At 65.2% G+C, this 24,032-nt stretch carries 22 protein-coding genes; 17 read left to right on the top strand and 5 right to left on the bottom strand.

All coding sequences use genetic code 11. From position 1 onward, the window contains the following. The first annotated feature begins 226 nt into the window (after nt 1-226). From Q4610_RS17275 to Q4610_RS17250, 6 genes are all read left to right on the top strand, one after another. Nucleotides 227-3,604: a glycosyltransferase gene (locus tag Q4610_RS17275; protein ID WP_304537228.1), complete on the top strand. Its 3,378-nt coding sequence runs from the start codon at nt 227-229 to the stop codon at nt 3,602-3,604. Then, nucleotides 3,601-4,323: an AcvB/VirJ family lysyl-phosphatidylglycerol hydrolase gene (locus Q4610_RS17270; RefSeq protein ID WP_304537219.1), complete on the top strand. Its 723-nt coding sequence runs from the start codon at nt 3,601-3,603 to the stop codon at nt 4,321-4,323. The genes Q4610_RS17275 and Q4610_RS17270 overlap by 4 nt, the downstream gene beginning before the upstream one ends. Next, nucleotides 4,320-6,914, top strand: coding sequence for a bifunctional lysylphosphatidylglycerol flippase/synthetase MprF (gene mprF, locus Q4610_RS17265; RefSeq protein ID WP_304537218.1), 2,595 nt, complete (start codon nt 4,320-4,322; stop codon nt 6,912-6,914). Before Q4610_RS17270 ends, mprF begins: the two co-directional genes overlap by 4 nt. Then, complete coding sequence (locus tag Q4610_RS17260) at nt 6,911-7,597, top strand: winged helix-turn-helix domain-containing protein (RefSeq protein WP_304537217.1); 687 nt, start codon at nt 6,911-6,913, stop codon at nt 7,595-7,597. Before mprF ends, Q4610_RS17260 begins: the two co-directional genes overlap by 4 nt. Before the next feature lie 8 nt (nt 7,598-7,605). Next, nucleotides 7,606-8,985, top strand: coding sequence for a sensor histidine kinase (locus tag Q4610_RS17255; RefSeq protein WP_304537216.1), 1,380 nt, complete (start codon nt 7,606-7,608; stop codon nt 8,983-8,985). A gap of 137 nt (nt 8,986-9,122) precedes the next feature. Then, on the top strand, nt 9,123-9,698 hold the full coding sequence (locus Q4610_RS17250; protein WP_304537215.1) for a hypothetical protein: 576 nt from the start codon (nt 9,123-9,125) through the stop codon (nt 9,696-9,698). 41 nt (nt 9,699-9,739) lie between these two features. On the opposite strand, the gene Q4610_RS17245 is transcribed toward Q4610_RS17250, so the two are convergent. Beyond that, on the bottom strand, nt 9,740-10,021 hold the full coding sequence (locus Q4610_RS17245; protein WP_304537214.1) for a hypothetical protein: 282 nt from the start codon (nt 10,019-10,021) through the stop codon (nt 9,740-9,742). A 22-nt stretch (nt 10,022-10,043) separates the two neighbouring features. Continuing rightward, nucleotides 10,044-10,715 (bottom strand): DUF4197 domain-containing protein, encoded by a 672-nt coding sequence (locus Q4610_RS17240; protein ID WP_304537213.1) that lies wholly within the window; start codon nt 10,713-10,715, stop codon nt 10,044-10,046. 200 nt (nt 10,716-10,915) lie between these two features. On the opposite strand from Q4610_RS17240, the gene Q4610_RS17235 reads away from it, so the two are divergent. Next, on the top strand, nt 10,916-11,677 hold the full coding sequence (locus tag Q4610_RS17235) for an IclR family transcriptional regulator (protein WP_304537212.1): 762 nt from the start codon (nt 10,916-10,918) through the stop codon (nt 11,675-11,677). Between the two features lie 468 nt (nt 11,678-12,145). Here Q4610_RS17235 and desA read toward each other — a convergent pair whose 3' ends face one another. The 3 genes from desA to Q4610_RS17220 form a co-directional block, all read right to left on the bottom strand. After that, on the bottom strand, nt 12,146-13,546 hold the full coding sequence (gene desA, locus Q4610_RS17230; protein ID WP_304537211.1) for a syringate O-demethylase: 1,401 nt from the start codon (nt 13,544-13,546) through the stop codon (nt 12,146-12,148). Next, the gene (locus tag Q4610_RS17225; RefSeq protein WP_304537210.1) at nt 13,543-13,749 is read right to left on the bottom strand and encodes a hypothetical protein; all 207 of its coding nucleotides are present in this window, start codon (nt 13,747-13,749) and stop codon (nt 13,543-13,545) included. The genes desA and Q4610_RS17225 overlap by 4 nt, the downstream gene beginning before the upstream one ends. 225 nt (nt 13,750-13,974) lie before the next feature. After that, nucleotides 13,975-14,355, bottom strand: coding sequence for a VOC family protein (locus Q4610_RS17220; protein WP_304537209.1), 381 nt, complete (start codon nt 14,353-14,355; stop codon nt 13,975-13,977). A 57-nt stretch (nt 14,356-14,412) separates the two neighbouring features. Here Q4610_RS17220 and Q4610_RS21845 point away from each other — a divergent pair, with 57 nt between their 5' ends. From Q4610_RS21845 to Q4610_RS17170, 10 genes are all read left to right on the top strand, one after another. Next, a complete protein-coding gene (locus tag Q4610_RS21845; RefSeq protein ID WP_425262582.1) occupies nt 14,413-14,574 on the top strand; it encodes a hypothetical protein in 162 nt (53 codons plus the stop codon). Nucleotides 14,575-14,803: 229 nt separating this feature from the next. Next, nucleotides 14,804-15,547, top strand: a complete 744-nt coding sequence (locus tag Q4610_RS17210) for a DUF4198 domain-containing protein (protein WP_304537208.1) — start codon at nt 14,804-14,806, stop codon at nt 15,545-15,547. 35 nt (nt 15,548-15,582) lie between these two features. Continuing rightward, a complete protein-coding gene (locus Q4610_RS17205) occupies nt 15,583-15,966 on the top strand; it encodes a hypothetical protein (RefSeq protein ID WP_304537207.1) in 384 nt (127 codons plus the stop codon). A gap of 3 nt (nt 15,967-15,969) precedes the next feature. Continuing rightward, complete coding sequence (locus Q4610_RS17200; protein ID WP_304537206.1) at nt 15,970-16,698, top strand: HupE/UreJ family protein; 729 nt, start codon at nt 15,970-15,972, stop codon at nt 16,696-16,698. 1 nt (nt 16,699) lies between these two features. Beyond that, nucleotides 16,700-17,308 carry a hypothetical protein gene (locus tag Q4610_RS17195; protein ID WP_304537205.1) on the top strand — a complete coding sequence of 203 codons (609 nt, stop codon included), beginning with the start codon at nt 16,700-16,702 and terminating at the stop codon, nt 17,306-17,308. Between the two features lie 23 nt (nt 17,309-17,331). Then, complete coding sequence (locus tag Q4610_RS17190; protein ID WP_304537204.1) at nt 17,332-18,543, top strand: acetyltransferase domain-containing protein; 1,212 nt, start codon at nt 17,332-17,334, stop codon at nt 18,541-18,543. 329 nt (nt 18,544-18,872) lie between these two features. Beyond that, nucleotides 18,873-21,041 (top strand): TonB-dependent siderophore receptor, encoded by a 2,169-nt coding sequence (locus tag Q4610_RS17185; RefSeq protein ID WP_304537203.1) that lies wholly within the window; start codon nt 18,873-18,875, stop codon nt 21,039-21,041. Between the two features lie 113 nt (nt 21,042-21,154). Next, on the top strand, nt 21,155-22,198 hold the full coding sequence (locus tag Q4610_RS17180; RefSeq protein WP_304537202.1) for a PepSY-associated TM helix domain-containing protein: 1,044 nt from the start codon (nt 21,155-21,157) through the stop codon (nt 22,196-22,198). Further along, nucleotides 22,195-23,121, top strand: coding sequence for a 2-hydroxyacid dehydrogenase (locus Q4610_RS17175; protein ID WP_304537201.1), 927 nt, complete (start codon nt 22,195-22,197; stop codon nt 23,119-23,121). The genes Q4610_RS17180 and Q4610_RS17175 overlap by 4 nt, the downstream gene beginning before the upstream one ends. A 238-nt stretch (nt 23,122-23,359) precedes the next feature. After that, a complete protein-coding gene (locus Q4610_RS17170; RefSeq protein WP_304537200.1) occupies nt 23,360-24,028 on the top strand; it encodes a haloacid dehalogenase type II in 669 nt (222 codons plus the stop codon). Nucleotides 24,029-24,032 lie beyond the last annotated feature (4 nt).

Here is a 24,032-nt window from a genome sequence, read left to right as displayed (position 1 = left end):
GCTTTGCGGATCAGCCCGATAAAATCGTTCCAATCATTCCATAAACTTGAATAGCCGTGAAGCAGCAGCCAGCCGCGCCGCATCATGAACAAAGCGTAATGGTGCGCCCATCCCCCCGTTCGATTCCATGGCCTATCCATGATGGCGGCCATCCTCCATGGCCGTGAAGCGAGAGGCGGCGCATCCCCCTGTTCCAGCGCCGCCTCTCCAACATGCGGATGGGATGATGCAAAGGCCGATCTTCTACGACGCCAGCGGGCGCCGCCGCCGCCTCACCTTGCCCGCGCTGTCGATCACGCTGATCGCCATCCTGCTCGCCGCAATCGCCTTTGCCCTCACCATCATCGATGTGCCGGTGCCGCCGGCCGTGCCGCTGAAGATGGAACGCCCCCGCGCCGAAGGTATCGGTCAGGAAATCGGCCGCCTTGGCGCAAAGTTGCGCGCCGGCATGGCCCAATGGTTGCCACGGCGGCCGACCGCAGCGGCCGCCAATGCCGTCACCATGGCCTTCTATGTGCCGTGGGACGATGCCAGCCGCGCGTCGCTGCGCCAGCATGTCAATCATATCGACTGGATCGCGCCGGCGTTGCTGTCCGTCACCGGCCCTTCCCACGCCCTGCGCATGACCGCCGATCCGGCCTTCGCCGCAATCATCCACGCCGCGCATCGCCGGCCGCGCATCCTGCCGGTGGTGCAAAATGTCGCGGACGGTGCATGGGACAGCATCCATACCGTCACGCTGCTGCACGATCATGCCGCACGCACCGCGTTTCTGGGACGGTTGCTGGCACAATTGACGACGATGCATGCTGCTGGCGTCGTCTTTGACATCGAAGCGCTGCCGCGTGCGGTGCAAGGCGACTATCTGGTCTTCCTGCGCCAGGCCGCGTCGCTGCTGCGCGCGCGCCATCTGCTGCTGACGCTGACCGTGCCGGTCGATGATGCGCAATGGAACCTCGCCCGCTATGGCGCGGTGGCCGACCGGCTGATCCTGATGGATTATGACCAGCATTATATCGGCGACCGGGCAGGACCGATCGCCGCCCAGCCCTGGTTCGTACAGCGGCTGCGCGCCGCGCTGCGCAGCGTTCCGGCCAGCAGGACAATCGTGGCGGTGGGCAATTACGCCTATGACTGGACCGAGGGCGCAAAGACCGCCGACACGCTTTCGATCGAGGATGCCTGGCTGTCCGCCCATGATTCGGGTGCGCCGATCCGGTTCGATCCGGTCGCGGGCAACGCGACCTTCGACTATCGGCAGGACGGCCATGTCCATCATGTCTGGATGCTGGACGCGGCAAGCGGCTGGAACCAGATCCGCGCCGCGCGGCTGACCGGCACGGGCGGCGTCGCGCTATGGCGGCTGGGGTCGGAGGATCCTGGCTTCTGGTCGGCGTTCAAGGCGCGCGATGGGGCGACACCGCCGCCCATGGCACGCCTGACCAGCTTCAATTCGGTCGATGTCGAGGGCAATGGGGAGATTTTGCGGATCGATGATGTGCCGACCGTGGGCCGCCGCGCGATCGTGACCGGCACCGGCCGCCGCGCCGGATTGATCACCGACGAGCGTTTCGCCAGCCTGCCCACCCCCTATGTCATCCGCCGCACCGGATACCGGCCGAAACAGGTGGCGCTGACTTTCGATGATGGCCCCGATCCGGTCTGGACCCCGCCGATCCTGGACATATTGAAGGCGGCGCATGTACCCGCCACCTTCTTCGTCATCGGCGAAAATGCGATGATGCATCCCGGCCTGCTGCGGCGGATCGTCGCGCAGGGCAGCGAGATCGGCAATCACAGCTATACCCACCCCAATCTGGCGCAGGTGTGGGACCGGGGCGTGTCGCTGGAACTCAACAGCACCCAGCGGCTAGTCGAGGCCTATACCGGCCGGGCGATGCGCCTGTTCCGCGCGCCCTATTTCGGCGACGCCGAACCGACGACGGCGGACGAGATCGGACCGGCGCTGGAGGCGCAGAAGGCGGGCTATGTCAATGTCGGGCTGCATGTCGATCCGGGCGACTGGACCCGGCCGGGGGTGGACGCGATCGTCCGGCGCACGGTTGCGCAGGTGGAGGCCGGTGGCGCGGATCGCTCCGCGCAGATCATCCTGCTGCACGACAGCGGCGGCGACCGGGCGCAGACGGTGGCGGCACTGCCGCGCATCATCCGCGCGCTGACACAGCGCGGCTATCATTTCGTGCCGGTGTCGGCGCTCGCCGGCCTCAGCGCCGGACAGGTGATGCCACCCATCCATGGCGCGGACCTTGCCGCCGTGCGGGTCGATGTCGCCATCTTCCTGCTGCTCGCCGGGATCGGCCTTGCCCTCAAATATCTGTTCTTCGCCGTGATCCTGTTCGGGATCGGCCGGGCGCTGCTGCTGGCCGGGCTGGCGCTGGGCAGCCGTTCGCCGCGCAACCGCGTCACGCCGCCTGCGCTTCAGGAGGGCGGCTTCGTGTCGGTCATCATCCCCGCCTTCAATGAAGCCAAGGTGATCGAGGCGTCGGTGCGCCGTGTGCTCGCAAGCCAGACAATCGGGCTGGAGGTGATCGTGGTCGATGACGGATCGACCGACGGAACCAGCGCGATCGTCGCAGAGGCGTTCGCCGGGGACGCGCGGGTGCGGCTGCTGACCCTGGCCAATGGCGGCAAGGCGGCGGCGCTCAACCGCGCGCTGGAACTGGCGCGCGCGCCGATCATCGTCGCGCTGGACGCCGATACCCAGTTCGAACCGCTGACCATCGCCCGGCTGGCGCGCTGGTTCGCCGATCCGGGGATCGGCGCGGTGGCGGGCAACGCCATGGTCGGCAACCGTGTCAACCTCGTCACCCGCTGGCAGGCGGTCGAATATGTGACGGCGCAGAATCTGGAGCGACGCGCGCTCGCCCGCTTTGGTGCGATGACCGTGGTGCCGGGCGCGGTTGGCGCGTGGCGGCGATCGGCGCTGGACGCGGTCGGCGGCTATCCGCTGGACACACTGGCGGAGGACCAGGATCTGACCATCGCCATCCAGCGCGCCGGCTGGCGCATCGCCCATGACACCGAAGCGGTCGCCTGGACCGAAGCGCCCGAAAGTTTCGGCGCGCTGGCGAAGCAGCGGTTCCGCTGGGCCTATGGCACGTTGCAATGCCTGTGGAAGCATCGCGGCATATGGGCTGAAGGCAAGCCGGCCGGGCTTGCCTGGGTGGGACTGCCGCAGGCCTGGCTGTTCCAGATCGGCTTCGCGCTCATCTCCCCGATCATCGACCTCGCGCTGGTCGTCAGCGCGCTCGACACCGCGCTGCGGGTGCATCAGCATGGCTGGGCGCAGACGCAGAGCGACGTGTTGCGCATGGCGCTTTACTGGATCGCCTTCACCGCGATCGACATTGCCTGCGGGGCGGTCGCCTATCGGCTGGAGCCGCGCGAACGGCACTATCCCGCGCTGCTGCTGGTGGCGCAGCGCTTCATCTATCGCCAGATCATGTACAGCGTGGTGATCCGCGCGGTCGGCACCGCGATCCTTGGCCCCTGGGTCGGCTGGGGCAAGCTGGAGCGCAGCGGCCGGGTGCAGTCGGCGGACGAGGGCGGGACGGCGGGCAAACCATGGAGCCGGGCAGCGTGAAACGGGCAGCGCCCTTCATGCTGATCGCTGCCCTGCTGCTGGGCTTCTGGCATATCGGCTATATCGGCGGGCCTCTGTTCGACATTCGACGGGCCGACACGCGCGTCCGCCCTCCCCAACCACATGCCGTCGCGCTCTATCTGTCGGGCGACATGGGCTTTCATGCCGGGCTGGGGCCAGCCATCGCCGATCGGCTGACGCGACGGGGCATCCCGGTCGTTGCCGGAAACAGCCTGCATTTCTTTCGCACCCGCCGCACCCCCGAAGAAGCCGGTGCCATGATCGCGCAGGGGTTGCGCCGGGCCATCGCCATTGACCCTGGCGCGCGGCTGCTGCTGATCGGTCAGTCGTTCGGCGCGGATGTGATCGCCCCTTCCCTGCCCTATGTACCGGCGGCGTTGCGCCGGCGGATCGCCTTTATCGGCCTGATCGTGCCGGGCGCGACCCGGCAATGGCGGGCGTCTCCTTCCGAAATCTTTTCCCTGACCGAGCCTGAGGAGGACGCCACCACCGCTGCCCGCCGGCTGAGCTGGGCGCCCCTGCTCTGCATCCAGGGGGCGGAGGAGCCGGCCAGCCTGTGCCCGGCGCTGGGGCAGGCCAATGCCACGCGCCTGACCTTGCCGGGCGGCCATCCGCTGCACCATGACGCGGACGCGGTCAGTGGCGCATTGCTGCACGCGATCGGCGCGACGCTCGGCTGGCGCAGTCCGCCGCGATGAACGCCCTTGGCAGATACAGGCCCGCACTGACGGTTGCCGCCGTGCTGCTGGTGACGGGGCTGGGCATCGCCGCGCTCGACCATCTGCTGGCCGGGGTGCAATGGGTGCAAGTCCGCGCCGCCTTCCACGCGCTGCCCCCCGCCGTCATTGCCGCGTCGCTCCTGTTCACCGTGCTGAGCTATCTCGCGCTCACCTTCTACGATCATCTGGCGCTGCGCATCATCGACCGGCCGATTGGCTGGCCCACGGCCGCGCTCGCTTCCTTTTGCAGCTATACGCTCAGCCATAATCTGGGGCTTGCGCTGCTGACCGGGGGGTCGGCGCGATTGCGCATTTATGGTGCGGCGGGGCTGGGGCCGGGCGATGTCGCGCGCATCATCGCGTCCGCCAGCCTGGCTTTCTGGGGTGGCGTCTTTACCCTCGCCGCGCTGGCGATGGTGCTGCATCCCGCCGGCATCGGCGCGCTGACGCTCGCACCGGCGGCGCAACGTGCGATAGGCGGCGGCCTGCTGGCCGGCGCGGCAGTGCTGATCGCGGGCCTGGGTCGCAGCGCCCGGTCAGTCCATCTGCTGGGCTGGGCCCTGACGCTGCCCAGCCGAACACAGGCGGTGGCGCAGATCGGCATCGCCATGGTCGACCTGGCGCTGGCCAGCGCGGCGCTGTTCATCCTGGTGCCACATGCTTCTCTCGCGCTCTATCCCGCCTTCTTCCTGGGCTATGCGCTGGCGATCATCGCCGCCCTGATCAGCCATGTGCCGGGCGGCATCGGCATATTCGAGGCGGTGATCCTGGCCCTGCTGCCCGGCGTCGACCGGACCGGCCTGGTCACGGCGCTGATCGCCTATCGCATCCTCTATTATCTGTTGCCGCTGCTCGTGGCGATCCTGCTGATCGCGGCGCACGAAGGTCATGCGTGGCGCAGGCCCGCGCGCCGCGTGCTGGGCGGGGCGCAGATGCTGGCGCGGGCGATCGCCCCAACCATGCTCGCCGCGCTGGTGGCTGTGGGCGGTACGATCCTGCTCGTGTCCGGCTCGCTGCCCGCCGTGCCGGGCCGCTTCCACAACCTCACCAGCCTGATGCCGACGCCTTTTGTCGAAGCATCGCATCTGGCCGCCAGCACGGTCGGCGCGATGCTGATCCTGCTGGCGTCGGGCCTCTATCGCCGGCTCGACGGCGCATTCTGGCTGACCCGGTTGCTGCTGGTGGCGGGCGCGATCTTCTCCCTGATGAAGGGGCTGGATTATGAGGAAGCCGTCGTGCTGCTCCTCATCGCCGCGCTGCTGCAATGGAGCCATGCCGCCTTCTATCGCAAGACCAGTCTGACATCGGCGATATTGACCCCCGGCTGGATCGCCACGCTGGGCATCGCGATCATCCTGTCCATCTGGATCGGGTTCGTTGCCTATCGCCATGTCGATTATCAAAATGACCTCTGGTGGCAATTTGGTCGCCATCAGGACGCATCGCGATTCCTGCGCGCGGCCGTGGCGGCGGGCGTGGTGATGATCGGCGCAACACTCTGGGCGCTGCTCCGCCCGGCAGGCCGCATCAGGGGCGACACTATCAGCCGCACGCCCAGCGCCACCGCGCTCGCGCTCGCCCGCAGGACCGACGCTTGCCTCGCGCTGACCGGCGACAAGCTGTTCCTGACATCGCCTTCGGGCCGGGCCTTCCTGATGTATCAGGTGCAGGGGCATAGCTGGATCGTGATGGGCGACCCCGTCGGCGATCCGGCCGAATGGCCCGACCTGCTGTGGCGGATGCGCGAGCGCGCCGATGCGGCGCAAGGCCGGCTCCTGCTGTATCAACTGACGCTGGACGCACTGCCGCTGGCAATCGACCTTGGTCTGTCCATCGTCAAATATGGAGAGGAAGCGCGGATCGACCTCAGCGCCTTCACGCTGGATGGGCCAAATGCCCGGCCGCTGCGCCACGCCATCCGCCGCGTCGAGCGCGAAGGCGCCTCTTTTGCGATCGTCCCCGCCGCCGATGTCGAGGCACTTTTGCCGCAATTGCGTGGCGTGTCCGACGACTGGCTCGCAGCCAAGGGGGCGACCGAAAAGAGCTTCAGCGTCGGCCGGTTCGATGACGCCTATCTGGCGCAGGGCGACTGCGCGATCGTGCGGTGCGGCGGGCGTATCGTCGCCTTCGCCAATATCTGGGCGACGGCCGATGGCGCGGACCTGTCGGTCGACCTGATGCGCCATGGCGCGGGCGCGCCGCCGGGCGTGATGGACTATATGTTCACCCGCTTGCTGCTGTGGGGACAGGCTCAGGGCTATGGCTGGTTCACGCTTGGCATCGCACCGCTGTCCGGCCTTGACGCCCGCCGCCTGTCACCGCTCTGGGTCAAGGGCGCGGCCTTTCTCTACCGCCATGGCGACGCCTTCTATGGCTTTGGCGGGTTGCGCGCCTATAAGGCCAAGTTCGCGCCCGTATGGGAACCGCGCTTCATCGCCGGGCCGCAGGGCCTGTCGCTGGCGCGGGCGATGGTCGACCTGCAACGGCTGATCGGCGGCGGACGGGGCAGCATGGCGGCGCGGATGCGTAAGGGCGACGGCCCGGAGGAAGGGAGGAAGGCGGGATCATGAGCTACAAGCTGCTGCTGGTCGAGGATGACGCCACCACCGCCGACTATATCGTCAAGGGTCTGGTCGAGGAGGGCTTCACCGTCGACCGCGCCGACAATGGCCGCGACGGCCTGTTCCTGGCGACCGAGGCGGCGCATGATGCGATCATCCTCGACCGGATGCTGCCCGGCATGGACGGGATGGCGGTGCTCGCCGCGTTGCGCGCGGCGGGGATCGGGACGCCGGTTATCATCCTGTCCGCGCTGGCGACGGCGGACGACCGGGTGAAGGGACTGACCGGCGGGTCCGACGATTATCTGGCCAAGCCCTTCGCCTTTGCCGAACTGCTCGCCCGGCTGCGGATCATGCTGCGGCGGGGCGGTGGCGGGCAGGCGCCGGAGACGCGCCTGTCCTGCGCCGACCTGGAGGTCGACCTGCTATCGCGCAAGGCGAAGCGCGGCGGACGAGCGATCGACCTGCAACCGCGCGAGTTCCGCCTGCTCGACTATCTGCTGCGCCACCAGGGCGAAGTCGTGACCCGCACCATGTTGCTGGAAGGCGTGTGGGACTATCATTTCGACCCCGGCACCAATGTCATCGACGTGCATATCAGCCGGCTGCGCCGCAAGATCGACGAGGATGGCGACCGGCCGCTGATCCATACCGTGCGCGGCGCTGGCTATCGGCTGAGCGAGCAGGGCTGATCGATCCCATGCGCTGGCGCCACAGCGTCATCTGGCGGTTCGCCGCCCTCGTGTTCCTGATGCAGATCGCCTGCGTCCTGCTCGCGCTGGGTGCTGTTCATCAATTCACCAGCCGGTCGGTCGATCAGGCCAGCCGCGAAGTGGCGGTAGCGCTGCGCGACGACATAGCCGCCACCTATGCCGCCGCCGGGATCGATGCAGCGGGGGCGACCGTCCGTGCGCGCATCGCCGGTGATCCGGCCGGCACGTCGGTCATGCTGCTGATCGGGCCGGACGGCCGCCGCATCGCCGGCAACCTCGCCGCCTGGCCGGCCGGTATCGGCTGGGCCGAAAGCTGGCGGCAGATCGACCTGGCGCGCAGCGGGCAAAAGCCGCGCGAACTCCAGACCATGGGCATCGTCAGCACGCGCTTTCCCGATGGCACGCGGCTGCTGACCGGCCATGTCGTGGAAAACGACCTGCGTTTCGGCGGCTATCTGGAAGCCGCGCTGATCGGTGCGGTGCTGCTCGCCATTCCGCTGGCGGGCGGCGCGGCACTGCTGTCGGCGGCGATTATCAGGGGCCGTTTGCGATCGATCATCGACACGGCGGACGCGGTCGGCACCGGCGACATGCAGCGCCGCATCCTGCTGAGCGGCAGCGACGACATGTTCGACGCGCTGGGCGAAGAGATCAACGCGATGCTCGACCGGATCACCGCGCTGGTCGACGAAATGCGGCTGGTGACGGACGGCCTGGCGCACGACCTGCGCTCCCCCCTCACCCGGATGCGCGCGGTGCTGGACAATGCGCTGCGCCAGAGCCGGGACGAGGAGGCGATAGCCGCGCTGGCAAAGGCGCTGGATGAAGGCGACACGCTGCTGCGGATGCTGGACGCCGCGCTGCTGATCAGCCGGGCGGAGGCGGGTATCGGGCGCGACAATTTCGTGGCGGTGGATGTCGCCGCGCTGCTGCGCGACTTTCAGGACATGTATGGCGCGCTGGCCGAGGACAGGGGCGTCACCATCCGGGTCGATGCCGCCGACGGCCTGCTGATCCGGTCGCATCGCGAGATATTCGGTCAGGTGCTGTCGAACCTGATCGACAATGCGCTGAAATATGGCGGCGACATGATCACCCTGTCGGCCTGGCGCGACGGCGATGCCGTCTGTGTCACCGTGACCGACAATGGGCCTGGCATTGCCGAAGAACGACGGATCGAAGCGCTGCGGCGATTCGCGCGCCTGGACGCCTCGCGGCATATTGCGGGCGCGGGACTGGGGCTGTCGCTGGCGGCGGCGGTCGCGCATCTGCATGGCGGGACGCTGACCCTGGGCGATGCGGCGCCGGGGTTGCGAGTCACGCTGACATTGCCGGCTGACACAGCCCAGTCACCTCCCCTCGCCTGACGCGCCCATCGTATCGCCTCTCCGGTAAAGTTTCTGCCGTGACACTTTACCGGAGGGCAAAGTGTCACGGGCGACAAAATGCGACTCGGCGGAAAAAGCGGATTCACAAGCGGCCGATACTATGCTTGATTCACGATATGTTTCATGCGTCCGTCCCATCCCGCATCGCTGGCGGCAGCGATATTTCGCAACTGCTCGATCACCTGTCGCATTGCTGTTCGCGGCCGCGCTACGCCTTCATGCTGCTGACGCTGATCGCGGACATCGCCCGGCCGGATGGCAGCGCGGGGCCGGAAGTGCGGGTCGGTGATGCGCTGGTTCCGCTGCGCGACTGGCTGTGCGATGCGCTGACGCCGATGGGCCATCGCGATCCGCGCCGCATGGCACTGGTCGAACGGGTGCGGGAGGAATTGCGCAAGGCGGCGAAGCTGACGGGCGATGCCGCGGCGGACGACCGGCTGGTGCAGGACGAGGTCCGGGCGCGGGTGCGCGCGTCGGGCAAGACCAACCTGAGCCGCGCCGCGTCCGAACTGGTCAAGGCCGGGCTGCTCAAGCGCCATTATCAGGGCTATCGCGTCGATCACCTCAATCGCGGGGCGCAGCGACAGGCGGTTTATACCTTGATCGGACGGGCACGGGCGCTGGTCGGAGCAAAACCCGCGCCACAGCGCCCCGCCACCCGCCCGCGCCAGGGCGATCTGTTCGCCTGCTAGAGCGATTGTTCAGCAGGCGGCTGGCCTGCGCTGGCGGGCTTTCAATGCGTCTCGCGCTTCAGCCGTTCGGCGAGGGCCGCAATCTCATCCGGTTCCAGCAGCCAGGTGCGGGTCTTGCGCCCTTCGCGATGGACCGGCTGGGTCAGCAGGACACGCGCCTGCACCCTGGCATGATCCTTGTAGAGGCCAAAATGGACGGCGCAGTCGCGGATCGTGCCGATCAGCGGCGGCTTGCCGTCCAGGTCGATCATGGTCGCGGGCTGATCCCAGGGGATACCGGCGACACCGGGATATTTCTGTTCCATGGCGCGCAGGGACACCATGCCCCGGCACTGAAATCAAGGTCTAACGTAGCAAGGCCATCAGGACCGGATCGTGCGTCGCGGCCGGATCACGGCGAATTTCCGCCTCTTCCCGCCCGATCGCACGAAAGATGGCGTCGCCGATCTGGCCGGATAGATTGTCCGCCAGAGCCATGTAATCCCTGCCTCCGGTGGCGGAAAGCGCCGCAGACAACATTTCGAACATGTCCGAACGCAGCGCCCGCGACGCACCGGGCAGCAAGGCTTCGACCACCGATCCGCGTGCTTCGCGCGCCAGCAGATCGGTCGCCGCAGTCGGCCCGCCACGCAGCACCGACACCGCATCGGCCAGCGTCATGCGATGCACCGCATCCATCACGATCGGCATGGCATTGTCGGCCAGGTCCACGGCCACATCGTTGAGCGCGCGCGCGACCTGATTGCGCACCGCATTGGTCCGCAGCAACGCGGACAGGACCGCCCCGCCCTGCCCCCCGCCAAGGTCAGGCGGCACGATCCGCGTCAACTGGTCATCATAAAAGCCACCGGGTTCGGTCAGCCGGGCAAAGGCGCGCTGGCTCGACAGTTCAAGCAGCCGTCGCACCGCATCCTCGACCGTGTAACGCCCCATCGGCGTCGCACAGGCCGCCAGCGGCAGCAGCGCCAGTGTCGCGATCAGGCTGCGCCTGTCGGAAAGGCCGAATGATTGTTCCATGACGCATCTCCCTTTTCCTAGAGGATCCCATGCCTTTGCCAGGATTGCGGAGCGCTGAACATGATCCCGCTGCGATGCGGTTGTTCATCGGCGACGATGCGCCTAAAGTCGGCCGCCTGGTATCTTTTCGTCCGCACGGACGCGGCTGGCTTTTTGTCGCAAGGCGGGCCAGCCTGACTTTCAATGGGGTTGGCTGACACATGAATGGCTCCACGCCGTCCACCGTCAAATCGGCGATGCGGACCATCGATATACTGGAATATGTCGTTGCCCGACCCGCCGGCGTTGTCGCGCAGGAGATTGCGGCGGGGCTGGCGATTCCGGTGAGCAGCCTGTCCTATCTGCTCGCGACCTTGGTGGAGCGCGACTATCTGGCCCGCGACGGACGGCGATACCTGCCCGGCGGCGCGCTGGAGCGGCTGGCATCTCCGCGCGTCGGCCTGTCGCTGGCCGACAAGGTACGGCCTTTGGTCAAGTCGCTGCGCTTGCAGCTTAACGAAACCGCCTCCTTCTTCATACGCGACGGCTGGCAGTTGGAGGCGATCGTCACCGAAACGGCGGAACAGTCGCTGCGCTATTCGATCAGCGTTGGCACGCGCAGCCCGCTCCATTGCCTGGCGGCGGGCAAGGCGCTGCTCGCCGCCCTGCCCGACACCGAACTGGACCGCTATTTCAACGACACGACGCTGCCCGCCTTCACGCCCGGCAGCATCACCGACACGGCAAGGCTGCGCGCCGAACTGGCCGAGGTTCGCGCCACCGGGGTCGGCCGGACGCGGGAGGAATATACGCCGGGTATTTGCGGGCTGGGCATGGCGGCGCTGGTGCAGGGGGTCGCGATCGGCGCCTTCGCCGTCGCCATCCCTGTGCCGCGTTTCACCGCAGAGGTGGAGAGGCGAACCATCGCCAAGCTGGAACAGGCGGTGAGCCTGTTCACCGCCGCCGAGATGCCGGCGGTCTGAAGACCGGCGCGTGAGGGACGCGACAGGCCGAAGTATACAGTGTCGTCGGGTGTTTTGGGCGAAAAGTGCCTGCAAAGCCATGGCGACGCCCCGCCAAAGCCCCAGCCAGGTCACATATGGGTCAGGGTGACGCCACCCCGACGCCACGATCAGGTCACTGCGACGCGACGGGGACGCGACGGGCGCGCGATACCAGAGCAACAGGGCCGCAGAGGCGGACGGGAAGGCGCAGGGATACTGGTCCATCTGCAAGGACAGATCAGACAAAATCCTACATTGGAAGGGGTTTGGCGGGCGGGTGGCGCCGGAACTGTACGGACGGCCATGAAAGATGCGCTGCGACAAGCAACGCCAGGCAGAAAATACAGATGGGCATTAATCCCGCTTGCGGGAGCGGCATGTGCGTTCCCGCATGAAAAGGGGGGGCGCCTGTCGGCACCCCCCGTCCTGTTCCGCTCAAGAGGATAGTCAGGCGGCCTTGGTGCGCCAGCCGTCGGCATAATTGTCGCGCGCGGCTTCCGAATAGGGGACCGAGGAGACGATCGCCTTGATTTCGGTCTGGACGTGCGGTTCGACGGTGGGCTTGGACGTGCCGCCATCGGGTTCGCCCCACAGCAGGGTGACTTCGGTGCCGGGCGTCGCATATTCCGCATCGACCATCGCCAGCGCCAGGAAGCGGCCGGCGTTGATCGTGTAGCCGATCCAGGTCGACAGGCCGATGGTCCTGCCGTCCTTGAGCACCGCGTCATAGGGATGCATGCTGTAAACGGCGGTCGGGAATTCGAGGAATTTCGCCTTGTCGCCCGTCTGGAGCATGGAGCTCATGACACGGACGATATCTTCATTGTCCAGCGCCAGCGTTACCTTCTGGCGGTGCGGCTGATCCTTGATCTTTTCCAGCGCTTCACGGCCGATAAAGTCATGGTCGAACTTGACCATGATGCCATAGCCCAGTTCCCACGGGTTGAGATAATAATCCTCGATATTGTCGGATACGAAGCTGCCACCGAGCGAGCATTTGCCTTCATAGCTGTTGGCGCTGAGCCATTCGCGGAACGCTTTTGAGCCTTCGCCGGTGTAGGTGGCGGGCAGCGGCGAAGGAATCCAGCCGGATTCCAGCGTATTGGAAGGATATGTACGGCCGCCGCAGAGGGTGAGGCCATGATCCTTGCCCGCTTCGATCAAAGCGTTGCGGACGGTGTCATAATCCTTCCATGGGCCGAACAGTTCATAGCCCGGCTGGCCGGCCATGCCGTGGCGCAGCGCGCGCACTTCCACGCCCGCGATGGTGATCGGCGCCATGTGGAAGAATTTGAGGTCCGGCGGGGTCTGGCCCATCGCCTTTTCCAGCACGGGCATGGCGTTTGGCCCCTGCAACTGGAAGCGGTAGTTGCGGCGATAGCCCTGGCTGTCGAGCGGGCGGGCGGCGGTGCGTTCGTCGCGTTCGACCTTCACGTCCCATTTGCCGGTCGAGGCCCAATATTCGACCCATTCGATCGAAGGGGCGCGGCCGACCAGTTCGAACTTTTCTTCTTCCAGATAGAAAAGGATGACATCGCCGATCACATAGCCTTCGGGCGTGACGGGCGCGAATTGCTTGGCGCGGTTGGGGACAAAGCCCTTGAAGCTGTTGGGGGCGAGATAGGCCAGCATGTCGAACGCGCCGGGGCCGGTGACGAGCAGGTCGACCATGTGGAAGCTCTGGTTGAACAGGACCGCGCTTTGCGCCCAGCTTCGCTGCTCGTCGCGCCAGTTGCTATATTCGGCGGGCACGCCGGGATAGGCGTTGGGGCCGGTCTGCTGGTTGCGCAGGAAGTGGACGATATCGCCCTTTTCATCGAGCAACTGTTGCAGGGTCTTGTCAGTCATTCACACCTCTCCTTGGACTGGATGATAGGAAAATGCGCGGCATGCGCGGGCAGCGGGCCGGCCAGCCGATCGTCGTCGCCGTAAAGCCACCCGCCATCAGCGAAGGCGGACGGCATATTGCCGGACATGCGCGAATCGCAGAGCAGGCCCGGCGGGACCAGAAGCGCCGTCTCTCCGCCCTTATCTAATAAATTCGCATCCATGAATATTTCATCTACACGAATTAACTTGGGCGGACTAGGGGGAAAATGCGTGCGTCACGGCCTTGACCCACGCACCATTGGCACGCGCCGGATCAATCCGCGCATGCCAATGGTGCGGTTGATCCGATGGTATCGGATCAACCGCACCAGCTTCTGGATTTTACGGGCTGTCCCATCAGATGATGCCATCTGATGAGACAGCGTTTCATGCCTGCGCGTTCACGATCATCCCGCCCGATATACGCCGCACAGTTTGTTGCCGGCCGGGTCGCGCAGATAGGCGAGGTAGAGCGGGCCAAGGGGGCTGTTACGGATACCCGGCGGATCCTCGCAGCTCGCACCGCCGGCCGCCACGCCCGCATCATGCCACGCCTCGGCCTGCTCCGCCGACGCCATGGCGAAACCGATGGTGCCGCCATTGGCCGGACAGGCGGGCTGGCCGTCGATCGGCCTTGTCACCATGAACATGGCCCCGCCATGCACATAGATCAAGCGGCCCCTGTCGTCGCGCATGGCGGGATTGCCGCCGATCGCGGCGAACAGCGCATCGTAGAATATCTGCGATGCGTTCAGGTCGTTCGATCCGACCATGACATGGGTGAACATCGATCCGTCTCCTTGATATGATCAGAACAACATGACGCTGCGGATGGATTGGCCCGCATGCATCAGGTCAACGCCCTTGCTGAATTGCCGCAAGGACAGGACATGGGCGGTCATCGGGTCGAAGGCAACGGCGGCGCGGCTTTTCATTGCACGACTCCCGACAGGGTGATGATCCGTCCGGCCATGCGCCGCCTGCGCGACAAGGCCGGATTTCAGTAATCCACCATTCCAGCAGGAGACAATGGCCGATCGCGCGCCACTGGCCCGACAGGGCTTCCCCCCTCCGCACTTGCGAGAGGATCGCAAAAAGACGGCTGACGAAGCACTATGCTTCGCCAGCCGTCTTTTTAACATTTTCCACCTGGCCATGTCACAGATTCGGAACATTCCGTCGCGTCCGCATCATAGCCTCGACCATCAAGGGACCCCCCCTATCGAGGAGCAGAAGATGCCTTTCAGACGTCTCGCCACGGTCGCCATCGGCGCCGTAACTCTGGCCGGCATGGCCGCACCGCTCAGCGCCCATGGCATCTGGTTCGCACCGCGCGCCAAGCAACTGGCGCTGGTCTATGGCGTCGGCGCGGATGATCTGGATGCGGTCAAGCGGTTGCCACTGGTCAAAAGCGTCACCGGCTATGACGCCGACTGGGCGCCGGTGAACACGTCGCTGCGTACCGCCGGCGCGATCCCGGTCGTGGACAGCGACGAGCCGGTCGCCGCCGTCGCGGCGGTCATGGACTATGGCTATTGGAGCAAGACGCCGGACGGTGAATGGCATAACAAGGGGCGCGACGAAGTGCCCAATGCGACGCTGGCCGAGCATAATTTCAAATATGCCGTCCATCTGAACCAGGTGCCGACCAAGCCGGTGCCGCTGTTCGAGGGGCATGTGCTCCAGATCGTGCCCGCAGACATCGCCATTCCGCAGAAGATGGGCGAACCGATGAAGGTGCGCGTCCTGTACAAGGGCAAGCCCATCGCCGGCGCGACGGTGATGCAGGATTATGTCAACGATCCCGACGAAGCCGCGCCAGCCAAGACCGGCACGGACGGCACGGCCATGATCAAGCTGCGCAATCAGGGCCTCAATGTCCTGATGGCGATCCATGTCGGCCAGACCACCGACAAGAAGGTCGATCATGAGGAATATCGCGCCTCCCTGTCCTTCGTCCTGCCGCATCTGCCGGAATGATACCGGCTGCGCGCCACCCCGTTTCCAAGGAGAGCATGATGAAATCCGACCTGTTCCGCACCGGCATCGCCGCCATCGCGATGATGGCCGCGCCCGCGATGCTGCACGCCCATGGCAGCATGAAACCGCAACATGGCGGCCTGGTCCAGATGACCGGCGAAACGATGATCGAACTGGTCGCCGGCCCCAAGGGGGTCGACGTGTATCTGAGCGAAGAGGATGAACCGCTGGCGGCGGCCGGCTTCACCGCCAAGCTGACCCAGACCGCCGCGGGCGCCAAGACCGAAGCGGCGCTCAAGCCCGCAGGCGGCAACAGGCTGAGCGCCGCGGGCTTCAAGCCGGCCAAGGGTGCCAAGCTGGTGGTCGCGCTGGTCGACAAGAGCGGCGCCAAGAGCTTCGCCACCTTCCAGGCGCAATAAGCCATGTACGGCGCGACCCGCCCACCGCTTCTGTTTCCAGGCGTGCGGCGGGTCGCGCTGGTGTTCCTGGGGCTGGCCCTGGCGCTGCTGAGCGCCCCGCTCTGGGCGCATGGCGTCAATGAGAATGACAAGGCGTTCATCGAGGGCGCATCGGGGATCAACATCATCCCCTACATGTATCTGGGGGCCAAGCATATGGTCACAGGATACGACCATCTGCTGTTCCTGGCGGGTGTCATCTTCTTCCTCTACCGGATGAAGGATGTGGCCGCCTATGTGACGCTGTTCGCGATCGGGCACAGCAGCACGCTGCTGCTGGGCGTGCTGCTCGATATCCGGGCCAATCCTTTCCTGATCGACGCGATCATCGGCCTGTCGGTGGTCTATAAGGCGGTCGACAATCTCAACGGGTTCCGCACATGGTTCGGCATTGCGCCCAATCCCAGGGCGGCGGTGCTGATCTTCGGCTTCTTCCACGGTTTCGGCCTGGCGACGAAGTTGCAGGAGTTGACACTGGCAAGAGACGGAATGATATATAATCTCATAAGTTTCAATGTGGGCGTCGAGATGGGCCAGTTCATGGCGCTGGCGATCATCCTGCTGCTGATGAACCTGTGGCGCCTGTCGCCCGGTTTCAACCGCAGCGCCATCATCGCCAACGCCGCGCTGATGACCGCCGGCTTCGTCCTCATCGGCTATCAACTGGCCGGCTATTTCACCCAGGGGGCCTGACATGACCGTACAGAACGCATCCGCCCTGCCCCCCCGCATCAGCCCGTCGCCCGCCACGCTGGCCAAGGCGACCGGGGGCGCCGCGATCGCCGCGATCGCGATCGTCACCCTGTTCGTGCTGCCGGCCGAATATGGCATCGACCCGACCGGCATCGGCAGCGCGATCGGCCTGAATGGCATGGTCGCGGGTGCAGCGACCGGAACCGCGCCCGCGCCGCAAGCCGCCGCGCCGGCCGACATCGCGATCCCGACCAAGGCAACGATCGCCAGGTCGGCCGCCTGGCGTCAGGACGAGATGACCATCACCCTGGCGCCGCATAGCGGCCAGGAAGTGAAGGCGCATATGGTCAAGGGCGACAGCTTTGTTTTCATGTGGACAGCGAGCGGCCCGGTGAAGGCCGAGATGCATGGCGAGAAGGCCAACGCCACCGACGGTTCCTTCACCGATTACTGGAAGGAACTGAAGCTGTCAGATGGCCGGGGCGATTTCACCGCGCCGTTCGATGGCACCCATGGCTGGTATTTCCGTAACAAGGGCGAAACGCCCGTGACCGTGACCGTCAAGACGGTCGGCTTCTACAAGGATCTCTTCCTGCCCAAGGGGGCATGAAGAGCCAAGCGAGGGACAGACAGATGAACAGTGTTGCAGGGCAGGCGCCCCCCATCGGCCTTCGGGCCGCCGCGCCGCCGATCGAGGCCGCAAAGGCACGGACGCGGTTGATCGCCATCGACGCGCTGCGCGGGCTGGTCATGCTGTTCATGCTGGTCGACCATGTCCGCGAAACATGGTTCCTGCATTTGCAGGTCACTGACCCGGTGAACGCCAACACGACCGATCCGGGGCTGTTCTTCACCCGGTTGCTGTCGACCTTTTGCGCGCCCACCTTCGTCGCGCTGACCGGCCTGTCCGCCTGGCTCTATGGCCAGTCGCACAGCAAGGGCCAGGTATCCGAATTCCTGTTCAAGCGCGGCCTGTTCCTGATCGTGCTGGAATTCACCGTGGTCGGCTACGCTTGGCCGACGCAGGCGCCCGCCTTTCCCCCCACGGCGATCTGGTTGCAGGTGATCTGGGCGATCGGGATCAGCATGATCGCGCTCGCCGCGCTGCTGCACCTGCCGCGCCCGGCGCAGTTCGCGGTCGGGCTGGCGATCGTGTGCCTCCACAATCTGCTCGATCCGATCCGACTGACGGCGGACCAGCCGGGCTATGCGATCTGGGCGGTGCTGCACCAGCGGTCGCTGATCGAGGTGGGCGGGATCGCGGTCAAGACCACCTATCCGATCCTGCCATGGATCGGCGTGATCCTGCTGGGCTATGCCTGCGGGCCGTGGTTCGCGCGCGGCAGCGATCCTGCCCCGCGCATCCGGCGGCTGACGATGCTGGGGCTGGGCATGATCGCCGGTTTCATCGCCATCCGTTACCTCAATGTCTATGGCGACAAGCCATGGTTCGTGGGCGAAACGCCGCTGCGCACCGTCATGAGCTTTCTGGCGCTGACCAAATATCCGCCATCACTGCTGTTCCTGATGCCGACCATCGGCACCGGCTGCCTGCTGCTCGCCCTGTTCGAACGGTTCGAGGGCAGCAAGCTGATGCCGCACCTGGCCCTGCTGGGCGGCGCGCCGATGTTCTATTATGTGCTGCATCTCTATGTCCTCAAGGCGCTCTATAATGTCGCGCTCGTCCTGTATGGACCGACCAAGGGCACGGTGTTCGGCGTCGATCAACTGCGCTGGGTATGGCTTTGGGTCGTGATCCTGATCCCGGTTCTCTACTTCCCCACCCGCTGGTTCGCGCAGCTCAAACAGCGCCGCAAGGACATATGGTGGCTCAAATATCTCTGACGGTCCTGCGTTAGGGTCTCCTGGGCCGCCTTCCTCGCAGGAAGGCGGCCATTTCCCAAGGATTTTGGTGCATTCCGGTCAAAAATCGGGCACAGCATTTTCCTGCCGTAAGGCCCCCGGATTCACAATATTGCACCGTTCGATACGCCAAGTTTGATGTAATATTTCCGTCACGCGATCTAGCCTCGAATGCAAGAAGAGGTGATCAATCACCCGACGGACCGGCCCCGATGACAGGACATAAGTCCGCGCGGGAACAGAGACGACCAGCCGGTCCCCCCGTTTCGCAGGACATTGGGCAATAGCGATTTTATAAGGGGTTAAACATTATGCGACCATCATCCGCACGCCGCCTGGCCTTCGCCGCCGGCACCGCCGTCCTCGCCCTCTCTTCCGCCGCGCAGGCGCAGACGCCCGCCGCGACCCCCGATGGGGAAATCGTCGTGACCGGCCTCAAGCGCCAATATTTCGGCGACACCCCGGTCAAGGAAATCCCGCAGGCGGTCCAGTTCCTGGAAGGCAAGCTGCTCGACAACCTCAACATCACCCGGCTCGACACCGCGCTGGAACTGGCGAGTGGCGTGTCGAAGCAGAATAATTTCGGCGGCCTGTGGGACAGTTTCGCGATCCGCGGCTTTGCCGGCGACGAGAATTTTCCGAGCGGCTTCCTGGTCAACGGCTTCAACGGCGGGCGTGGCTATGGCGGCCCGCGCGATGCATCCAATGTCGAGCGGATCGAAGTGCTCAAGGGCCCCAATTCGGCCCTGTTCGGGCGCGGCGAGCCGGGCGGCACGATCAACATCGTGACCAAGAAGCCGACCTTCAAGGAAGGTGGCAGCTTCTCCGTGTCCGCCGGGCGCTGGGAAACCTATCGCGTCGAGGCCGACTATAACCTGCCGCTGTCCGACACCGTCGCGGTGCGCATCAACGGGTCGTCCGAACAGGCGGAAAGCTTCCGCGACACGGTGGAGACGCAAAAATATACGCTGACCCCGTCCTTCCTGGCGAAGCTGACGGACAAGGACATCTTCACATACGAACTGGAATATGTGAACCAGGAAGTCCCGTTCGAACGCGGTGTGGTGGCGATCCCGACGATCAACGCCGACAAGTCGATCAGCTATAATCTGGGTGCGATCCCCAATAGCCGCTTCCTGGGCAACCCCAATGACGGCCCCACCAAGGTCGAGGTGCTGGGCCATCAGGCGCAATATCAGCATGATTTCAGCGACGACTGGACGCTGATGCTGGGCGCGGGGTACAAGGATACGACCTTCAAGGGTTTTTCGAGCGATCCCGAACTCGTCTATAATCTGAACAACCCGATTGCAGGTCGCCAGCGCATCTATGCCGATGGCCGCACCCTGTCGCGCCAGCGCCGCTATCGCGATTACAGCACCACCCATATGGTGTTCCGCGGTGAAATCAGCGGCAAGCTGGAAACCGGGTCGATCGTCCACAATATCCGCATCGGCGCGGACTGGGACAAGTTCAAGATCAAGACCTTCCAGACCCGTTACCGGCCGAGCGCGGCGGACCAGTCCTACGCGATCGACATCTTCAATCCCGACTATACGATCGCGGATAAAATCCCGACTGCGGTTATCCAGAATGCGACCGAGATCCAGAAGGCCTGGGGCATCTATGCGCAGGACCAGATCGAGATCACCGAACAGTTCAAGGTGCGGTTCGGTGGACGCTATGACGATTTCAGCCAGGACATCGACCTGCGCCTGAACGGCACAAATCCCCGCGCATCCTATACCAAGTTCAGCCCGATGGCCGGCCTGGTGTTCGAGCCGACCAGCAGCCTGTCCTTCTACGCCAGCTACGGCAAGGGCTTCCGTCCCAACAGCGGCGTGGGCTTCGACGGCCAGCCGTTCGCGCCGGAAACGAGCCGCTCCTATGAAGTCGGCGCCAAGTTCGTGACGCCCGATGGTCGCCTGACCAGCACCCTGTCTCTCTACAAGATGAAGAAGAACAATGTGCTGACCACTGATCCGGTCAATGCGGGCTTTTCCAAGCCGGTCGGCGCGGCCGAAAGCCAAGGCGTGGAGTTCGATATCAACGCCAAGCTGCCGGCCGGGTTCGAACTGTTCGTGACCTATGCCTATACCGACGCTGGCTGGGCCACCAATGCCCTGGACCCCAATTTCGCCGCGCCGATCCGCAAGGGCGATCCGCTGATCAACATTCCCAAGCATCAGGGCAACGCCCTGCTGTTCAAGAATTTCTCGATCGGCGATCATGAAGCGATGCTGGGCGCGGGCGTGAGCCATGTCGGCCGTCGCCTGGGCGAGACGGCGACGACCTTCTTCCTGCCGAGCTACACCATCGCGAAGGTGCTGGGGTCGTTCAACATCACGGACCAGATCAAATTGTCGGCCAATGTCGATAACCTGTTCAACAAGAAATATTATGCCAGCTCCTACGCGGCGCTGTGGATCCAGCCGGGGATGCCGCGGTCGTTCACGGTGCGGGCGAGCTTCGACTTTTAAAGACCTGTGACATTCGGGACGCCGCCCTGTCCCGACCGGCCGCCGACGTTCCTCCCTCCAAGTTCCGGGAACGTCGGCGGCCTTTTCTTTTTCCTGCCGCATGAGGCACCTGCATGACCCGTCCGCAATGGCTTCGCATTCATCGCATCATCGGCCTGGCCATGGCGGCCTTTCTGCTGGTCCAGGCGTTGACCGGGGCGCTGCTGCTCTATCGCGGGCCGGCGACGCGCCTGATCGATCCGGCCGGCATGACGAGCCGGGGGACCGGGCCGGTGATTTCCGCCGGGGATGCCGTCGCGCGCGCGGCAAGCGCCCTGCCGGGCCATCATGTCACCCGCCTGTTCGCGCCCGATGGCGAAGGCGCGACCTGGTTCGCGCAATTGCAGGACGGGCAGGGCCATATGGCCTATGCATCGATCGATCCGGCGGGTGGCGCGCTGCTGCGCAAAGGCGGCCTGTTCACCTTTCCGGTCGAGGCGGCATTGCAGATCCATTACCGCTTGCTGGCGGGCAAGGCCGGGATGACGGTGGTGATGCTGAATGGGATCGCCCTGCTGATGATGGCGGTGAGCGGGCTCTATTTCTGGTGGCCCAGGCGCAATTTTGCCAAGGCGCTGACGATCCGCTGGTCCCTGTCGCCCCGGCTGGTGCTGCGGCAGGCGCATCGCACGACCGGCGTGGTCGCCGCCGCTTTCCTGATCCTGATCGCGGGCACCGGGTTGCTGCTGATCGTCCCGGAACTGACCGATGGCGGCGCGACGGCGATGCCATCGGCCGCGCCGCCCGCCATGATCGACCGCAGCCTGCGCCTGGCGCAAAGCGCCTTTCCCGAAAACAGCCTGCGCGACCTGCGGATCGATGGCGGCCGGATGATCGTGAATTTCGCCGCGCCTGAACGCAACGCCCGCGCCATCCATCGCGCCATCGTCACGCTGGACCAGCCGCGCATCATTCGCGCGACCCGCGCCGAGACGAATGGGGCGATGTGGATGGTCGTACTGCCGATCCATGCGGGCGACGTGATCGGCCCGGCCGGTCCGGCATTGCTGGTGCTGGTGGCGCTGGTGCTGGCCGCCCTGTCGCTGTCCGGCCCGATCCTGTGGTGGCAGGCCCGCGCCCAGCGCCGCCGCCCCACCCCCCGAAAGGCGCATATATGACCCTGCTCTACACATCCGATCCCGAACGCGGTCGCATCTGGCGCGCGATCTTCGCGGACGAAGCGCGCGACATCGCCTTTGTCGATCCGTCGCAGCCGCATGATCCCGCCATGATCCGTTATCTCGCCGCCTGGAGTCCATCGGCCGAACTGATCGCCAGCCTGCCCAATCTGGACATCCTCTTTTCGATCGGGGCGGGCATCGATCAGTTCGACATGAGCGCCCTGCCGCCCCATGTTCGCGTGGTCCGCATGATCGAGCCGGGCATTGCCGCCGGCATGGTGGAATATGTCACCATGGCGGCACTGGCGTTGCACCGGAACCTGATCGACTATCGCGAAGCGCAGCGCCAGGCCCGCTGGGCGCCGATCACGCTCACGCCAGCGAGCGCGCGGCGGATCGGCGTGATGGGGCTGGGCAATCTGGGGCAGGCGGTGCTGGGCGCGCTTGCCCCGTTCGGCTTTCCGCTGTCGGGATGGAGCCGCTCGCCCCGCGCGATCGAGGGCGTGACCTGCCATGCCGGGACGGCGGCATTGCCCGCCTTTCTGGCGCAGTGCGACATCCTGATCTGCCTGCTGCCGCTGACCGGCGAGACTCGTGGCATTTTGTGCCGGGAGAAGCTGTCGCACCTGCCCCATGGTGCGGCATTGATCAATGTCGGGCGGGGCGGGCATCTGGTGGAGCAGGATCTGCTGTCGCTGCTCGACGAACGGCATTTGTCGGGTGCGGTGCTGGATGTGACCGACCCCGAACCATTGCCCGCCGATCACCCATTCTGGGCGCATCCGCGCATCATCATCACCCCCCATATCGCCAGCATGACCCGCGCGGACAGCGCCGCGCGCGCGTTGATCGCCAATATCCGCCGTCATCAATCGGGCGCGCCGCTGGACGGCGAAGTTCCCCGCAACCGGGGCTATTGAGCGTGCGACATTCCATGCCGCGCATGGGGCAGAACCAACCCTTTCCACCCTGTCCCGCCCCCCCGATTGCCACCCCGCAGGGCGCGCGGCAAACTATGCCGAAAGGATCGTGATAAAGCCGTAAATCTGCGCCGCGACCCAAAGCAATCGGGCGCATGTTCCGCCCCCGCCATGTCGTAATGCTGTTGTCAAACGGCATCCCAAGCCACCTTCAGAACCTGCAAAGGACGCTCCGCCAATGCCCAATTTCCGGCCCAAATATATCAGCTTCGACTGCTATGGCACGCTCACCCGTTTCCGCATGGCCACGATGGCGACAGAGTTCATGGCCGATCGCATCGCCGCAGAGAATCTGCCTGCCTTTTGCAAGGACTGGGGCGCCTATCGCCTGGATCAGGTGCTGGGTCCGTGGGAACCCTATCAGGACGTTATCCGCAATTCGCTGCGTCGCGCCTGCCAGAAATGGAAAGTCGAATATCGCGAGGCCGACGCCGATTCCATCTATTTCGCGGTTCCCACCTGGGGCCCGCATGATGATGTGCCCGGCGGCCTGTCCAAGATCGGCGACAAGATTCCGCTCGTCATCCTGTCCAACGCGATGAACGACCAGATCCATCACAATGTGGGGATGCTGGGTGCGCCGTTCCACGCCGTCTATACCGCGCAGATGGCGCAGGCGTACAAGCCGCGGATGCAGGCGTTCGAATATATGTTCGACCAGTTGGGCGCGAACCCGGAGGACATGATGCATGTCTCCTCCAGCTTCCGCTATGACCAGAATACGGCGACCGACCTGCATTTTGGCTGTCGCGTGTTCGTGGGGCGCGGCCATGAGCCGTCCAACCCCTTCTATCGCGACGTGGAAATCCCCCATATCGGCTGCCTGCCGGCGGTCGTGGGGCTGTAAGCGC

This window comes from Sphingobium cyanobacteriorum (genome assembly GCF_030580935.1).
Classification (GTDB): Bacteria; Pseudomonadota; Alphaproteobacteria; order Sphingomonadales; family Sphingomonadaceae; genus Sphingobium; species Sphingobium cyanobacteriorum.
Note: the sequence above shows the minus strand (reverse complement) of the source record. Positions and strands in the feature narration are given on the sequence as shown.

Coding starts and splice junctions, on each gene's coding strand:
- Q4610_RS17180 (WP_304537202.1), top strand. CDS start 21,155: ATGACCCGTCCGCAATGGCTTCGCATTCATCGCATCATCGGCCTGGCC.
- Q4610_RS17170 (WP_304537200.1), top strand. CDS start 23,360: ATGCCCAATTTCCGGCCCAAATATATCAGCTTCGACTGCTATGGCACG.
- Q4610_RS17255 (WP_304537216.1), top strand. CDS start 7,606: ATGCGCTGGCGCCACAGCGTCATCTGGCGGTTCGCCGCCCTCGTGTTC.
- Q4610_RS17190 (WP_304537204.1), top strand. CDS start 17,332: ATGAACAGTGTTGCAGGGCAGGCGCCCCCCATCGGCCTTCGGGCCGCC.
- Q4610_RS21845 (WP_425262582.1), top strand. CDS start 14,413: ATGCATCAGGTCAACGCCCTTGCTGAATTGCCGCAAGGACAGGACATG.
- Q4610_RS17245 (WP_304537214.1), bottom strand. CDS start 10,021: ATGGTGTCCCTGCGCGCCATGGAACAGAAATATCCCGGTGTCGCCGGT.
- Q4610_RS17250 (WP_304537215.1), top strand. CDS start 9,123: ATGTTTCATGCGTCCGTCCCATCCCGCATCGCTGGCGGCAGCGATATT.
- Q4610_RS17210 (WP_304537208.1), top strand. CDS start 14,804: ATGCCTTTCAGACGTCTCGCCACGGTCGCCATCGGCGCCGTAACTCTG.
- Q4610_RS17175 (WP_304537201.1), top strand. CDS start 22,195: ATGACCCTGCTCTACACATCCGATCCCGAACGCGGTCGCATCTGGCGC.
- mprF (WP_304537218.1), top strand. CDS start 4,320: ATGAACGCCCTTGGCAGATACAGGCCCGCACTGACGGTTGCCGCCGTG.
- Q4610_RS17235 (WP_304537212.1), top strand. CDS start 10,916: ATGAATGGCTCCACGCCGTCCACCGTCAAATCGGCGATGCGGACCATC.
- Q4610_RS17275 (WP_304537228.1), top strand. CDS start 227: ATGCAAAGGCCGATCTTCTACGACGCCAGCGGGCGCCGCCGCCGCCTC.
- Q4610_RS17200 (WP_304537206.1), top strand. CDS start 15,970: ATGTACGGCGCGACCCGCCCACCGCTTCTGTTTCCAGGCGTGCGGCGG.
- desA (WP_304537211.1), bottom strand. CDS start 13,546: ATGACTGACAAGACCCTGCAACAGTTGCTCGATGAAAAGGGCGATATC.
- Q4610_RS17205 (WP_304537207.1), top strand. CDS start 15,583: ATGATGAAATCCGACCTGTTCCGCACCGGCATCGCCGCCATCGCGATG.
- Q4610_RS17220 (WP_304537209.1), bottom strand. CDS start 14,355: ATGTTCACCCATGTCATGGTCGGATCGAACGACCTGAACGCATCGCAG.
- Q4610_RS17225 (WP_304537210.1), bottom strand. CDS start 13,749: ATGGATGCGAATTTATTAGATAAGGGCGGAGAGACGGCGCTTCTGGTC.
- Q4610_RS17195 (WP_304537205.1), top strand. CDS start 16,700: ATGACCGTACAGAACGCATCCGCCCTGCCCCCCCGCATCAGCCCGTCG.
- Q4610_RS17240 (WP_304537213.1), bottom strand. CDS start 10,715: ATGGAACAATCATTCGGCCTTTCCGACAGGCGCAGCCTGATCGCGACA.
- Q4610_RS17260 (WP_304537217.1), top strand. CDS start 6,911: ATGAGCTACAAGCTGCTGCTGGTCGAGGATGACGCCACCACCGCCGAC.
- Q4610_RS17185 (WP_304537203.1), top strand. CDS start 18,873: ATGCGACCATCATCCGCACGCCGCCTGGCCTTCGCCGCCGGCACCGCC.